Here is a 13,928-nt window from a genome sequence, read left to right on the forward strand (position 1 = left end):
AGCAAGCCGACGGTGGACCAATCATCGCGTCGTGTTTCGCAAACTAAAGGTGGAGTGCCCCCCCATGTCAGTGGCTGTTGAGAAGCAGGATGCGGCTCCTAAGGATGCATCAGCCGACCAGCGTTCGCGCCGATCCGGCGGGCGCGAAGCGCGCCGCGCCATGCGGGCCGCACCGCTTGCCGACGATATCCGGCCGGTGCGCGCCGGCCTCGAAGGCGGCAGCTACGGGCCGCTCAACCAGAACGAACAGGAGCGCATCCATGAAGCGGTGCTGACGCTACTGGAGACCGTCGGCTTCGCCAATGCCATTCCCTCCTGCATCGAGGCTCTGACCGGGGTCGGCGCCGTTTACGGCGACGACGGCCGCGTCCGTTTCCCACGTGGGCTTGTGATGGACACGATCAGACGAGCCGCGCGAAATTTTACGCTGCACGGCCAGGACCCCAGGCATGACATGCTGATCCAGGGCAAGCGCGTGCATTACGGCACGGCGGGTGCGGCGGTGCATCTGGTCGATGTCGAAAAGCGCGAATACCGCGAGTCGCTGGTGCAGGACATTTACGATGCCGCCCGCCTCGTCGAAGGGCTCGACAACATCCATTTCTTCCAGCGGCCGATGGTGCCGCGCGACATTCCCGATCCGCTCGAAATGGACTTCAACACGCTCTACGCCTGCGTGATGGGGACGTCGAAGCATGTCGGCACCTCGTTCACGGTGCGCGAGAACGTGCAGCCGGCGCTGGACATGCTTTATGCGATCGCCGGCGGCGAGGAGAATTTCCGCGCCCGGCCGTTCGTGTCGAACTCCAACTGCTTCGTCGTACCGCCGATGAAGTTTGCCGAGGACGCCTGCGGCGTGCTCGAAGCCTGCGTCGAAGGCGGCATTCCGATCCTGCTTTTATCGGCCGGCCAGGCCGGCGCCACCGCTCCCGCGGCGATTGCCGGCGCTGTGGTGCAAGCGGTGGCGGAAGTGCTGGTCGGCCTCATCTATGTAAACGCCATCAAGCCGGGGCATCCGGCGATCTTCGGCACATGGCCGTTCGTCTCCGACCTCAGGACCGGTGCGATGTCGGGCGGCTCGGCCGAGCAGGCAGTACTGACTTCGGCCTGTGCGCAGATGGCGCAGTTCTACGATCTGCCGGGCGGTTCGGCCGCCGGCATGACGGATTCGAAACTGCCCGACATCCAGTCCGGCTATGAAAAGGGGATCACCGATGTGATGGCCGGCCTTGCCGGCCTCAATCTGGTCTATGAATCGGCGGGCATGCACGCCTCGCTGCTCGGCTTTTGCCTGGAGAGCCTGATCATAGACAATGACATGCTGGGCCACTGCCTGCGCTGCGTGCGGGGCATCGAAGTGACCGACGAAGCGCTGTCGATCGACACCATCACCGAAGTCTGCATGAATGGCCCAGGCCACTATCTCGGCAATGAGCAGACGCTGCGCCTGATGCAGACGGAGTATTTCTATCCTGCCGTCGGCGACCGCTTTTCGCCCAAGGAATGGAACGAGAAGGGCCGGCCCGACATCTTGCAGCGGGCGATCATCGAAAAGAAGCGCGTGCTGGCCGAGCGCTTCCCGCGCCATGTGCCGAAGCTGCTCGACGACAAATTGCGTGCCCGCTTCGGCGAGATGATCAAGCTGCCACGCAGCGGCATGGGCGGGTAAGCTTCACCTTACGAAGGTCAGTCCGCACTTAGCCCAAAGCGCTCGACGACTTCGGCGCTGATCAGCTTGCCATGCAGCGCCATCAACACGATCTGGGCATCCAGGCTGTCGCCGGTTTCAAGCGCAGCCTCCATGCGGCGCTCAGCCTCCAGCCGCCGCTCCGGCCCATTGGCCTGCTCGAAGGTTTGTGGGCCCGCGATGCAAAAGCCGAACAGCTGCGCCACGGACCGGTAGGCGTCGGGCGGCGGCTCGTCCGGCCAATGATCCTTCATCAAATTGACGATGGTGAGCTTTACCCCCTCGGGAACAAGCGCCGGATGAAGATCGGCGCCGCGCAGCGCGTTGTCCAGTTCCCGCAAATCACCCGAGCGGCCGAACATGCCGAGGAAACCGAGGGAAGAGCGCCGCTTCGTCATTGATGGGTGTTATCCCTTGTGCAGGACCTATCGACACGACGTATCTGTAGACTTGGCCCAATCGATACAAGAGCGTTGCCATGAAAGGCGGCCTGCCCGATGGCAAGCCGCCTTCGATTTCACCAAACTTGCAACGCTCAGTGGTTGTCCCTCGGCACGCCGCTGGTGTGCGCGACGTCCTGGTATTTCACCGCCGGCTTCAGCACCATGCCCTCCGAGAACTGGTCGACCATGGAGCGCTGGATTTCCTGCCATGGCGTTTGGTGCTTGGGATAGTGGTAGCCGCCATCGTCCTGCAGTTCGGCACGGCGGCGCGTGATTTCCTCGTCGGTGACGAGGATGTTGGCAGTGCCTTTGCGTAAGTCGATGCGCACACGGTCGCCGGTCTTGAGCAGCGCCAGGCCGCCGCCAATGGCGGCTTCCGGGGAAGCGTTGAGGATAGAGGGCGAGCCCGATGTGCCCGACTGGCGGCCATCGCCGATGCAGGCCAGCGCGTGAATGCCCTTCTTGATGAGATAAGCGGGCGGCTGCATGTTGACGACCTCGGCGCCACCGGGATAGCCGATCGGGCCGGCGCCGCGCATGAACAGGATGGTGTGCTCGTCGATGCCTTGCGCCGGATCGTCGATGCGGGCGTGGTAGTCCTCCGGCCCGTCAAAGACCATGGCGTTGCCTTCGAAGGCTTCCGGGTCGTTCGGGTTGGAGAGATAGCGCTCGCGGAATTCCGGCGAGATGCCGCTCATCTTCATGATTGCGGAATCGAACAGATTGCCGCTGAGATTGATGAAGCCGGCATTGGCCTTCAGCGGCTCGGCGACGGTGCGGATGACGTCGGTGTTCTCGTTGGCGACACCCTTGCAATTGTCACCGATAGTCTTGCCATTGACGGTCATCGCTTCGGGATAAGGCAGCAGCTTGGCCTTCATCAACTCGGCCACCACAGCCGGCACGCCGCCGGCATGGTGATAGTCTTCGCCGAGATATTCGCCCGATGGCTGCAGATTGACGATGAGCGGCACATGGAGGCCGACCGTCTGCCAGTCGTCATTGGTGAGCGGCACGCCGAGATGACGGGCAATCGCGTTGAGGTGGATCGGCGCATTGGTCGAGCCACCAATCGCCGAATTGACGACAATGGCGTTCTCGAAGGCCTTGCGCGTCATGATGTCGGACGGCTTCAGATCCTCATGCACCATCTCGACGATGCGCTTGCCGGTCTCATAGGAGATCTGGCCGCGCTCGCGGTAGGGTGCGGGAATGGCGGCCGAACCCGGCAATTGCATGCCGAGCGCCTCGGCCAGCGAGTTCATCGTGGTGGCGGTGCCCATGGTGTTGCAATAGCCGGTCGACGGCGCCGATGAGGCGACGATGTCCATGAACTCGTCATAGTCGATCTCGCCGGCGGAGAGCCGCTGGCGCGATTCCCAGACGATGGTGCCGGATCCCGTGCGCTTGCCTTTGTGCCAGCCATTGAGCATCGGTCCGACCGAAAGTGCTATGGCCGGAATATTGACGGTGGCCGCCGCCATCAGCAGCGCCGGCGTGGTTTTGTCGCAGCCGATGGTCAGTACGACGCCGTCGAGCGGATAGCCGTAAAGCACTTCGACCAGGCCGAGATAGGCAAGGTTGCGGTCCAGTGCCGCGGTCGGGCGCTTGCCGGTCTCCTGGATCGGATGGCACGGGAATTCGAAGGGGATGCCGCCCATCGAGACGATGCCTTCGCGCACGCGCTTGGCGAGTTCGATATGATGGCGGTTGCATGGCGACAGATCCGAGCCGGTCTGGGCGATGCCGATCAGCGGCTTGCCCGACATCAACTCGGCCCGCGTCAGGCCGTAGTTCAGGTAGCGCTCGAGGTAGAGCGCGGTCATGCCTGGATTGTCGGGATTGTCGAACCACTCCTGCGAGCGAAATTTCTTCTTTCCGGTGGGGGCGCCTGCCATCATGGTCTCCGTATTTGTAAGACAAATCGATATGGCAACGCGCGGAAGCAGGCAAGAGGGCGCACCGTCGCAACCGGACTTTGGTGCGATAGACACAGACCAGACCGTGCGTTAGGCCTTCGAAGTCTGTCCGGGAGGTGTCGATGGCTTTGGTGATCGAAGGCGAGGAACGCATTGCCGCCCCCCTGCAGAAAGTGTGGGACGCGCTGAACGATCCGAAGGTTTTGCAGGCGACCATTCCCGGCTGCCAGCACCTGGAGATGAAATCGCCGACCGAAATGGCGGCGACGGTGGTGTTGAAGATCGGACCGATCAAGGCGGCATTCAACGGCGAGGTGACGTTGAAGAACCTGAAGCCGCCGCACTCCTACACCATCCAGGGCGAGGGCAAGGGCGGTATTGCCGGCTTCGCGAAGGGTGGCGCCGACGTGACGCTGACGGCGGACGGGCCGGATGCGACGGTCCTCAAATACGCGGCCAAGGCCGAAGTCGGCGGCAAGATCGCCCAACTCGGCAGCCGGCTGATCGAATCGACTTCGAAGAAGCTGGCCGGGCAGTTCTTTTCAAGCTTTGGCGAGAAGGTGGGCTCCCCTCCCCCTTGAGGGGAGGGTGCCTCGTGAAGCGAGGCGGGTGGGGTCGCCTCAGCTGCCTCAACGTGAGTTGAGCTGCCTCGACTTGTAAAGAAATAGCGTCGAGCGTGTCACCGCGGACCCCACCCGGCCCTTCGGGCCACCCTCCCCTCAAGGGGAAGGGATATCCGAGCTACTCGAACACGATGTTCGGCACCGCCGCTTCGGCCGCGCCGCGTTCTTCGTTGACCCGGTCCCAGACCTTCGAAGCAATGCCGCGATAGATCTTCGCCTCGGCGCTGTCTGGCTTCGACGCCACCACCGGAGCACCTTCATCAGAACTTTCGCGAATGCCCATTTCCAGCGGCACTTCGCCGAGGAAGGTCACGCCGAGTCGCTCGGCCTCGCGCCGCGCCCCGCCATGGCCAAAGATGTCGTAGCGCTTGCCGGTATCGGGGGCTATGAAATAGCTCATGTTCTCCACGATGCCGAGCAGCGGCACGTCGACCTTCTTGAACATATTCAATCCTTTGCGGGCGTCGATCAGCGCCAGGTCCTGCGGCGTCGAGACGATGACGGCGCCGGCCAGCGGCACCTGCTGGGCCATGGTCAGCTGGGCGTCGCCGGTGCCGGGCGGCATGTCGACGACGAGCACGTCGAGGCGGCCCCATTCGACCTCGCGCAGCATCTGCGTCAGCGCCGACATCACCATCGGACCGCGCCAGATCATCGGCGTCTCCTCGTCGACGAGGAAGCCCATCGACATCACCTTAAGGCCGTAATTCTCCATCGGTTTCAGGATCTTGCCGTCGACGGTCTGCGGCCGGCCATGGATGTTGAGCAGCCTGGGCATGGACGGGCCATAAATATCGGCATCGAGCACGCCGACACGCAAACCGTTGGCGGCGAGGCCAAGCGCGATGTTGACAGCGGTGGTCGACTTGCCGACGCCGCCCTTGCCGGACGCCACCGCGATGATCGCCTCGATGCCGGGCACGCCGCGCTTGCCCGAGCTTTGCGAGGCCGGGGCGTGCGGGGCTGGAGAGTGTGGAGCTGGGCGCGGCGCGGCGGGCGCGGCCGTCGGTGCCGGCCTGGGCGCGGGGCGCGACGCAACCGGAGCCTCCATGCCGCCGCCCTTCTTCTCCGCCGTCAGCGCGACGACGGCGCCGGCGACACCAGGGATCGCCTTGACGACACGCTCGGCTGCAGCGCGCAGCGGCTCCATCTCCTGTGCGCGGGCGGCGGGAACGGTGATCGAGAAAAACACTTTCGAATCGGCGATGAAAATCTCCGAAACCATGCCGAGGTCGACGATGTTGCCGGTGAAGTCCGGCCCGTTGACCGTCTTCAGACGCTCGGTGACGATTTCCTTGGTGACGGACATGCATTATTCCCTAAGGCGTTTGGCTGCGGCTCAGATAGTGCAGATTGGCAGCGACTCCAAGCACCACGGTGTCCGCCTCACCCTGCCAGGCCAACCGCAAGGTAGGTGAGCGCCGAAATTGCAGCCGTGGCCGGCAAGGTGACGATCCAGGCGATGACGATGTTGCCGGCAATGCCCCAGCGCACGGCCGAGACGCGACGGGCAGCGCCGACACCGATGATGGCCCCGGTGATCGTATGGGTGGTCGACACGGGGACGCCAAGCCAGGTGGCGGCAAACAGGGTGATGGCGCCGCCGGTCTCGGCGCAGAAGCCCTGCATCGGGTTCAACCGGGTGATCTTCGAGCCCATCGTGTGGACGATGCGCCAGCCGCCGAACAAAGTGCCGAGCGCCAGTGCTGTCTGACAGGTGAGGACGACCCACAGCGGCACGTAGAACGTCCCGCCGAGCATACCTTGCGAATAGAGCAGCACGGCGATGATGCCCATGGTTTTCTGGGCGTCGTTGCCGCCGTGCCCTAGCGAATAAAGCGAGGCCGAAAAGAACTGCATGACGCGGAAAGTGCTGTCGACGGCGAACGGTGTCTGGCGCACGAACAGCCAGGAAACGGCCAGGATGAGGACCAGCGCCAGAACAAACCCTGTCGCCGGCGACACGACGATTGCGGCGACCGTCTTGCCAAGCCCGGTCCAGACGATGGCGCCGGGCCCAGCCTTTGCAACGCCGGCGCCGACAAGCCCGCCGATCAGGGCATGCGAACTGCTGGACGGGATGCCGGCAATCCAGGTGACGATGTTCCAGACGATGGCGCCGACGAGCGCCGAGAAGATCACCGCCGGCGTGACGATGCTGACGTCGACGATACCTTTTCCCACGGTTTCAGCCACGTGAAGGCCGAAGAACATGAAGGCGATGAAATTGAAGAAAGCCGCCCACAGGACCGCATATTGCGGTCTCAGCACGCGGGTGGAGACGATGGTGGCGATGGAGTTCGCTGCATCGTGCAGGCCGTTGAGAAAATCGAAAAACAGCGCGACGGCGACAAGGCCGATCAGCACGGGAAAGGCGATGGTGGCTTCCATTGCCTAAACGTTCTCGATGACGATGCCGCTGATCTCGTTGGCGACGTCCTCAAAGCGGTCGACCACCTTCTCCAGCTGGCCGTAGATCTCCGAGCCGATCAGGTAGGCCATCGGATCGCTGCGGCCATGCCGCTTGAACAGGTCCTTCAATCCCTGCTCATGCAGATCGTCGGCGCGGCTTTCGACGCGCATCACCTCTTCGGCGATGGCGTTGAGGCGTACCGTGTGCGTGCCGACCTTGCTGAGCAGCGGGATTGCTTCGGCAACCAGCTTGGAGGCGGCAACGATGACGCCACCCATCTCCTGCATCAGCGGGTCGAATTCCTTCTTTTCGAACAGCTTCACCGTCTTGACGGTCTTGTGCATCATGTCGATGGCGTCATCCATCGACTGGATCAGGTCCTTGATGTCGCCGCGATCGAAAGGCGTGATGAAGGAACGCCGCACCGCCAGCAGGACTTCGGCCGTGATATGATCGGCCTCGTCCTCGAGATCGATGATCTTCTGGCACCAGCGATCGATGTCCTTGCCCTGCAGGAGCTGCTCCAGCGCCTCGGCGCCGCCGACCACGGTGCGGGAATGCCGTTCAAAGAGGTCGAAGAAGCGATCTTCGCGCGGCAAAAGCTTGCGGAACCAGCCCAGCATGTCCGATCTCCTCGTATTCCATCCAACCACATAGCGCCGTGTTCGGCCGGGGGAAACAGCCAGCCGGCCCAAAGATGTGGATGCATGGCCAATTGCGGGTAGAGCTTGCGGCGAAAGGCAATTTCCCCGACCTTGCGCGCAACGAACGGACGGATGGTATGATCGACAAGCTCGAATTCTTCATCGCGCTGGCCAAGGAGGAGCATTTCGGCCGGGCGGCGGAAGCGTGCGGCGTCACGCAGCCGACCTTGTCGGCCGGGATCAAGCAGCTGGAGGGCCAGCTCGGCGTCATGCTGGTCAATCGCGGTTCGCGCTTTCAGGGGCTGACGCCGGAAGGCAAGCAGGTGCTGGTGTGGGCGCGTCGCATCGTCGGCGATTCCAGGACCATGCGCGAAGAGATGCGGGCGGCGCGACATGGCCTGTCCGGGCGTATCCGTATTGCCGCCATCCCAACCGCCCTCGCCATGGTGGCGCGGCTTACGACGCCATTTCGCGAGAAGCATCCGGGCGTCACCTTCTCTATCCTGTCGCGCACCTCGATCGAGGTGTTGTCGCTGCTCGGCAATTTCGACGTCGATGCCGGCATCACCTATCTCGACAACGAGCCTCTCGGACGGGTGACCAGCGTGCCGCTCTATGACGAGCGCTACCAGCTGATCACGGCGGTCGGAAATCCCTATTCGGATCGCGACAAAGTGACATGGGCCGAAATCAGCCAGCTGCCGCTCTGCTTGTTGACGCCGGACATGCAGAACCGCCGCATCATCGACCAGCATCTGGCCGAGGCCGGCGTGCAGGTGCGGCCGACACTGGAATCCAACTCGATGATCGTGCTGTTCTCCCACATACGGACAGGCAAATGGTCGTCGATCATGCCGCTCAACCTGGCGGAAACATTCGGTTTTTCCGAGCCGATCCGGGCCATTCCGATCGTCGAACCGGATGCCAGCCACACGGTCGGGCTGGTCGCCGCGCCGCGCGAACCGCACACGCCGCTGGTGCAGGCGCTGCTGGACGAGGCGATGGCGCTGGCAGACGATTTCCGCGCCAATCGCTGAGCTAGTCATAACTGGTCAATCGGCACGATAGAAATTTTCTATCGTGCAACGAAACCGCTTTATTGATTTCAGAGGTTTTCTCTGATTTCTTAAGCACTTAGCGATTAAGCGGCGTAGGCATGTCGTTGTTCCAAAACCGCTTCATGCTTTTGGACGATATATGCATCGATCGCTACGATAGGGAGGGCGCTGCGTGACGATGCAGCCAGCAAGTACCGAGATACAGTCGCGCACGGCGGCGATCATCCAGGAGTTGAAGGGCCTCGAAGGCCCGCTGCTGCCGATCCTGCACGAGATCCAGGAAGAATTTGGCCACGTGCCGCAGGACGCCGTGCCCGTCATCGCCGATGGGCTGAACCTGTCGAGGGCCGAAGTGCATGGCGTTGTGACCTTCTATCATGATTTCCGTGCCCGGCCGGCCGGCCGGCATGTGCTCAAGCTCTGCCAGGCGGAAGCCTGCCAGTCGATGGGTTCGGATGCGATCGCCGCAAAGGTCAAGCAGTTGTTGGGCATCGATTTCCATGAGACCACCCGCGACGGATCGGTTACACTTGAGCCTGTCTATTGCCTCGGGCTGTGCGCCTGTTCACCGTCGGCGATGCTGGATGGTGAGGTGATCGGGCGGCTCGATGACGAGAAGATCGAAGAGATCGTCGGGGAGGTACGCTCATGATCCCGCGCATCTACATTCCAGGTGACTCCGGCGCGCTGGCGCTCGGCGCCGAAAAGGTCGCCAAGGCTGTTCGTGCGGAACTGGCTGAACGGGGCGTCGAGGCCAAGATCGTCCGCAACGGCTCGCGCGGCGCCTATTTCCTCGAACCGATGGTCGAGGTCGCGACCGAAAAGGGCCGCGTCGCTTACGGGCCGGTCAAGCCATCGGACGTCAAGAGCCTGTTCGACAGCGGCTTTCTCACCGGCGGGCATCACAAGCGCTGGCTGGGCGCGCCCGACAAAATCCCGTTCCTGGCCAAGCAGACGCGCCTGACCTTTGCGCGTTGCGGCATCAACGACCCGCTATCGCTCGATGCCTACAAGTCACTGGGCGGGCTCAAGGGCCTGCAGAACGCGGTGGCCATGGCGCCGCTCGACATCGTCAAACAGGTCACGGAATCGGGCTTGCGCGGCCGAGGCGGCGCCGGCTTCCCGACCGGCATCAAGTGGAAGACGGTGCTCGATACGACATCTGACCGCAAATACATCGTCTGCAATGCCGACGAGGGCGACAGCGCCACCTTTGCCGACCGCATGATTATGGAGGGCGACCCCTTCGTGCTCATCGAAGGCATGACGATTGCCGGCATCGCCACCGGCGCGACCAAGGGGTTCGTCTATATCCGCTCGGAATATCCGCATGCGGTGGCTGTCATGAACAAGGCTGTCGAGGTCGCCCGCAAGGCAGGCGTGCTCGGCGTCAGCGTGCTGGGTTCGCCCAACGCCTTCGACATGGAAATCCGCGTCGGCGCCGGCGCCTATGTCTGCGGCGAGGAAACGTCGCTGCTGAACAGCCTTGAAGGCAAGCGCGGCGTGGTGCGCGCCAAGCCACCGCTGCCGGCAATCCAGGGTCTGTTCGGCAAGCCGACGGTGATCAACAACGTCATCAGCCTAGCCTCCGTGCCCATCATCATGGACAAGGGTGCTGCCTTCTACAAGGATTTCGGCATGGGCCGCTCGCGCGGCACGATCCCGATACAGATCGCCGGCAACGTCAAGTTCGGCGGCCTGTTCGAGGCGGCGTTCGGCATGACGCTGGGCGAGATCGTCGACGATATCGGCGGCGGTACGGCCACAGGTCGCCCGGTGAAGGCGGTGCAGGTCGGCGGTCCGCTCGGCGCCTATTTCCCGCGCGGCCTGTTCGACACGCCGTTCGACTACGAAGAGTTCGCGAAGCGCGACGGGCTGATCGGCCATGCCGGCATCACCGTGTTCGACGACACGGCCGACATGCTGAAGCAGGCGCGCTTTGCCATGGAGTTCTGCGCCATCGAAAGCTGCGGCAAGTGCACGCCCTGCCGCATCGGCTCGATACGCGGGGTGGAGACCATCGACCGGCTTGCCGCCGGCATCGAGCCGGAGAAGAACCTGGCACTGGTCACCGATCTCTGCAACACGATGAAGTTCGGATCGCTCTGCGCGCTGGGCGGCTTCACGCCCTATCCGGTGATGAGCTCGATCACCCATTTCCCCGAAGATTTCAAGCCCGCGCCGGCGCGCGTGGCTGCTGAATAGGAGCTGGCAGATGAATATCAAGGCCGACTTCCCGACACTCATCGAAGAACTCGATTACGGAACCCCGGAATCGAAGGCGCAAAAGCAGGTTACGCTGATCGTCGACGGCCGCAGCATCAGCGTGCCGGAGGGTACGTCGATCATGCGCGCGGCGATGGAAGGCGGGGTCGAGATCCCAAAACTCTGCGCCACGGACATGCTGGACTCGTTCGGCTCCTGCCGCGTCTGCCTGGTCGAGATCGACGGGCGCGGCGGCACGCCGGCATCCTGCACGACCCCCGTCGGCGAAGGCATGGTGGTGCGCACGCAATCCGAGCGGCTCGACGCCATCCGCCGCGGTGTCATGGAGCTTTACGTCTCCGACCACCCGACCGGCTGGAACGAGAAGGCCGGCACCGGCGCCAGCGAGTTCGACGTTGTGGCGAAATCGGTCGGCCTGACCGAGAACCGCTTCGGCATCGAGGGCCGCAACCACGTCAAGCAGGAAAACGGCGTCGCGCCCGGCCATGGCTCGCTGGCGGTCGACTACATCGCCCGCGACGAGTCCAACCCATATTTCACCTATGATCCGGCGCAATGTATCGTCTGCTCGCGCTGCGTGCGGGCCTGCGAGGAGGTGCAGGGCACCTTCGCGCTGACGATCGAGGGCCGCGGTTTCGAATCGCGCATGGTCGCCGGCATGCACGAGGATTTCATCGCCTCCGAATGCGTATCCTGCGGCGCCTGCGTGCAGGCCTGTCCGACCGATGCGCTGCGTGAAAAGACCGTGCTTGAGAAAGGCATGCCCGAGCGCTCCGCCGTCACCACCTGCGCCTATTGCGGCGTCGGCTGCTCGTTCAAGGCCGAAGTGAAGGACGACGAAGTCATTCGCATGATGCCCTACAAGGACGGCAAGGCCAACCACGGCCACTCCTGCGTGAAGGGCCGTTTCGCCTATGGCTATGCCACCCACAAGGACCGCATCCTGTCGCCTATGATCCGGGAAAAGGTCAGCGATCCCTGGCGCGAAGTGAGTTGGGAAGAGGCCATCGCCCATACGGCCAAGGAATTCCGCCGTATCCAGTATCAATACGGCCGCACCTCGATCGGCGGCATCACGTCCTCGCGATGCACAAATGAAGAGACCTATCTGGTGCAGAAGCTTGTGCGCCAAGGCTTCCGCAACAACAATGTCGACACCTGCGCCCGCGTCTGCCACTCGCCGACCGGCTACGGCCTCGGCCAGACCTATGGCACCTCGGCCGGCACGCAGGATTTCGATTCCGTCGACTTCACCGATGTCGCCGTCATCATCGGCGCCAATCCGGCTTCCGCGCACCCGGTGTTCGCCTCGCGGCTGAAAAAGCGGCTGCGCCAGGGCGCCAAGCTGATCGTGCTCGATCCGCGCCGCACCGAAATGGTCAAGTCAGCGCATATCGAGGCCGACTATCACCTACCGCTGAAGCCCGGCACCAACGTGGCGGTGCTGACGGCGCTGGCGCATGTCATCGTTACCGAAGGGCTTTTCGACGAAGCCTTCATCCGCGATCGCTGCGACTGGGCGGAGTTCCAGGATTGGGCTTCTTTCGTCGCCTTGCCGGAAAACAGCCCCGAAATCGTGGGCAAGCTGTCCGGCGTCGACCCCGAACTGATCCGGGGTGCTGCGCGCCTCTATGCCAAGGGCGGCAATGGCGCGATTTATTATGGCCTTGGCGTCACCGAACACAGCCAGGGTTCGACCACGGTTATGGCTATCGCCAACCTTGCCATGGCGACCGGCAATATCGGCCGTCCCGGCGTCGGCGTGAACCCGCTGCGCGGCCAGAACAACGTGCAGGGTTCCTGCGACATGGGCTCATTCCCGCACGAACTGCCAGGCTACCGCCACATCTCGGGCGAGGCGGTGCGTGACATCTATGAGAGCCTTTGGGGGGTGAAGCTCGACGACGAACCCGGCCTGCGCATCCCCAACATGCTGGATGCCGCCGTCGACGGCTCGTTCAAGGGCATCTACATCCAGGGCGAGGACATTCTGCAGTCGGACCCTGATACCAAGCATGTCGCGGCCGGCCTGGCGGCGATGGAATGCGTCGTCGTGCACGACCTGTTCCTCAACGAGACAGCTAACTACGCGCATGTCTTCCTGCCGGGCTCGACCTTCCTGGAAAAGGACGGCACCTTCACCAATGCCGAGCGCCGCATCAACATGGTCCGCAAGGTGCTGGAGCCGAAGGCGCGCTATGCCGACTGGGAAGCGACACAGGAGCTTGCCCGCGCGATCGGGCTGGATTGGAACTACCAGCATCCCTCCGAAATCATGGACGAGATCGCCAAAACGACGCCAAGCTTCGCCGGCGTCTCTTTCGATCTGCTCGACCGTGTCGGATCGGTGCAATGGCCCTGCAACGAGAAGGCGCCGCTCGGCACGCCGATCATGCATATCGACGGCTTCGTGCGCGGCAAGGGCAAGTTCATCCGCACAGAATATGTGGCGACCGACGAGCGGACCGGGCCGCGTTTCCCGTTGCTGCTGACCACCGGTCGCATCCTCAGCCAGTACAATGTCGGTGCACAGACAAGGCGCACCGAAAACGTCATGTGGCACTCGGAGGACCGGCTGGAGATCCATCCGCACGATGCCGAGAACCGCGGCCTGCGCGATGGCGACTGGGTGCGGCTGACCAGCCGTTCGGGTGAGACGACGCTGCGTGCGCTGATCACCGACCGGGTGTCGCCAGGTGTGGTCTACACAACGTTCCACCATCCCGACACGCAGGCCAACGTCATCACCACCGACTTCTCGGACTGGGCGACCAACTGCCCGGAGTACAAGGTGACCGCGGTGCAGGTCGGCGCCTCCAACGGGCCTTCGGACTGGCAGCGCGATTATAACGAGCAGGCCGAGCAGAGCCGCCGCATCGCTCCGCTACAGGCGGCGGAGTAGTCTGGGTAGACTC

General features: G+C 63.3%; 11 protein-coding genes. 6 read left to right on the forward strand and 5 right to left on the reverse strand.

Annotated features, from left to right (window positions below; genetic code table 11):
• Positions 1–64: 64 nt before the first annotated feature.
• The gene (locus NKH22_RS04580; RefSeq protein WP_023731380.1) at positions 65–1,669 is read left to right on the forward strand and encodes a trimethylamine methyltransferase family protein; all 1,605 of its coding nucleotides are present in this window, start codon (positions 65–67) and stop codon (positions 1,667–1,669) included.
• Between the two features lie 17 nt (positions 1,670–1,686).
• Here NKH22_RS04580 and NKH22_RS04585 read toward each other — a convergent pair whose 3' ends face one another.
• Together NKH22_RS04585 and NKH22_RS04590 are read right to left on the reverse strand one after the other, a co-directional pair.
• Positions 1,687–2,085, reverse strand: coding sequence for a hypothetical protein (locus NKH22_RS04585; RefSeq protein ID WP_352909030.1), 399 nt, complete (start codon positions 2,083–2,085; stop codon positions 1,687–1,689).
• A gap of 137 nt (positions 2,086–2,222) precedes the next feature.
• Positions 2,223–4,028 carry an IlvD/Edd family dehydratase gene (locus NKH22_RS04590; protein ID WP_023712598.1) on the reverse strand — a complete coding sequence of 602 codons (1,806 nt, stop codon included), beginning with the start codon at positions 4,026–4,028 and terminating at the stop codon, positions 2,223–2,225.
• Positions 4,029–4,171: 143 nt separating this feature from the next.
• Between NKH22_RS04590 and NKH22_RS04595 the strand changes: the two genes are divergently transcribed.
• On the forward strand, positions 4,172–4,630 hold the full coding sequence (locus tag NKH22_RS04595) for an SRPBCC family protein (RefSeq protein WP_352671707.1): 459 nt from the start codon (positions 4,172–4,174) through the stop codon (positions 4,628–4,630).
• A 160-nt stretch (positions 4,631–4,790) separates the two neighbouring features.
• Here NKH22_RS04595 and NKH22_RS04600 read toward each other — a convergent pair whose 3' ends face one another.
• From NKH22_RS04600 to NKH22_RS04610, 3 genes are all read right to left on the reverse strand, one after another.
• On the reverse strand, positions 4,791–5,981 hold the full coding sequence (locus NKH22_RS04600) for an Mrp/NBP35 family ATP-binding protein (RefSeq protein ID WP_027049316.1): 1,191 nt from the start codon (positions 5,979–5,981) through the stop codon (positions 4,791–4,793).
• Between the two features lie 77 nt (positions 5,982–6,058).
• A complete protein-coding gene (locus NKH22_RS04605; RefSeq protein ID WP_023703518.1) occupies positions 6,059–7,063 on the reverse strand; it encodes an inorganic phosphate transporter in 1,005 nt (334 codons plus the stop codon).
• A 3-nt stretch (positions 7,064–7,066) separates the two neighbouring features.
• Complete coding sequence (locus NKH22_RS04610; protein WP_023755757.1) at positions 7,067–7,708, reverse strand: DUF47 domain-containing protein; 642 nt, start codon at positions 7,706–7,708, stop codon at positions 7,067–7,069.
• Positions 7,709–7,866: 158 nt separating this feature from the next.
• Between NKH22_RS04610 and NKH22_RS04615 the strand changes: the two genes are divergently transcribed.
• The 4 genes from NKH22_RS04615 (at position 7,867) to fdhF (ending at position 13,915) form a co-directional block, all read left to right on the forward strand.
• The gene (locus tag NKH22_RS04615; RefSeq protein WP_023688790.1) at positions 7,867–8,766 is read left to right on the forward strand and encodes a LysR family transcriptional regulator; all 900 of its coding nucleotides are present in this window, start codon (positions 7,867–7,869) and stop codon (positions 8,764–8,766) included.
• 193 nt (positions 8,767–8,959) lie between these two features.
• The gene (locus tag NKH22_RS04620; RefSeq protein WP_023688791.1) at positions 8,960–9,439 is read left to right on the forward strand and encodes a formate dehydrogenase subunit gamma; all 480 of its coding nucleotides are present in this window, start codon (positions 8,960–8,962) and stop codon (positions 9,437–9,439) included.
• The gene (locus tag NKH22_RS04625; protein WP_023673426.1) at positions 9,436–10,992 is read left to right on the forward strand and encodes a formate dehydrogenase beta subunit; all 1,557 of its coding nucleotides are present in this window, start codon (positions 9,436–9,438) and stop codon (positions 10,990–10,992) included. Before NKH22_RS04620 ends, NKH22_RS04625 begins: the two co-directional genes overlap by 4 nt.
• 10 nt (positions 10,993–11,002) lie before the next feature.
• Positions 11,003–13,915, forward strand: a complete 2,913-nt coding sequence (gene fdhF / locus NKH22_RS04630; RefSeq protein ID WP_352909032.1) for a formate dehydrogenase subunit alpha — start codon at positions 11,003–11,005, stop codon at positions 13,913–13,915.
• The last annotated feature ends 13 nt before the right edge of the window (positions 13,916–13,928 follow it).

Source organism: Mesorhizobium sp. M1252 (genome assembly GCF_040318265.1).
Classification (GTDB): domain Bacteria; phylum Pseudomonadota; class Alphaproteobacteria; order Rhizobiales; family Rhizobiaceae; genus Mesorhizobium.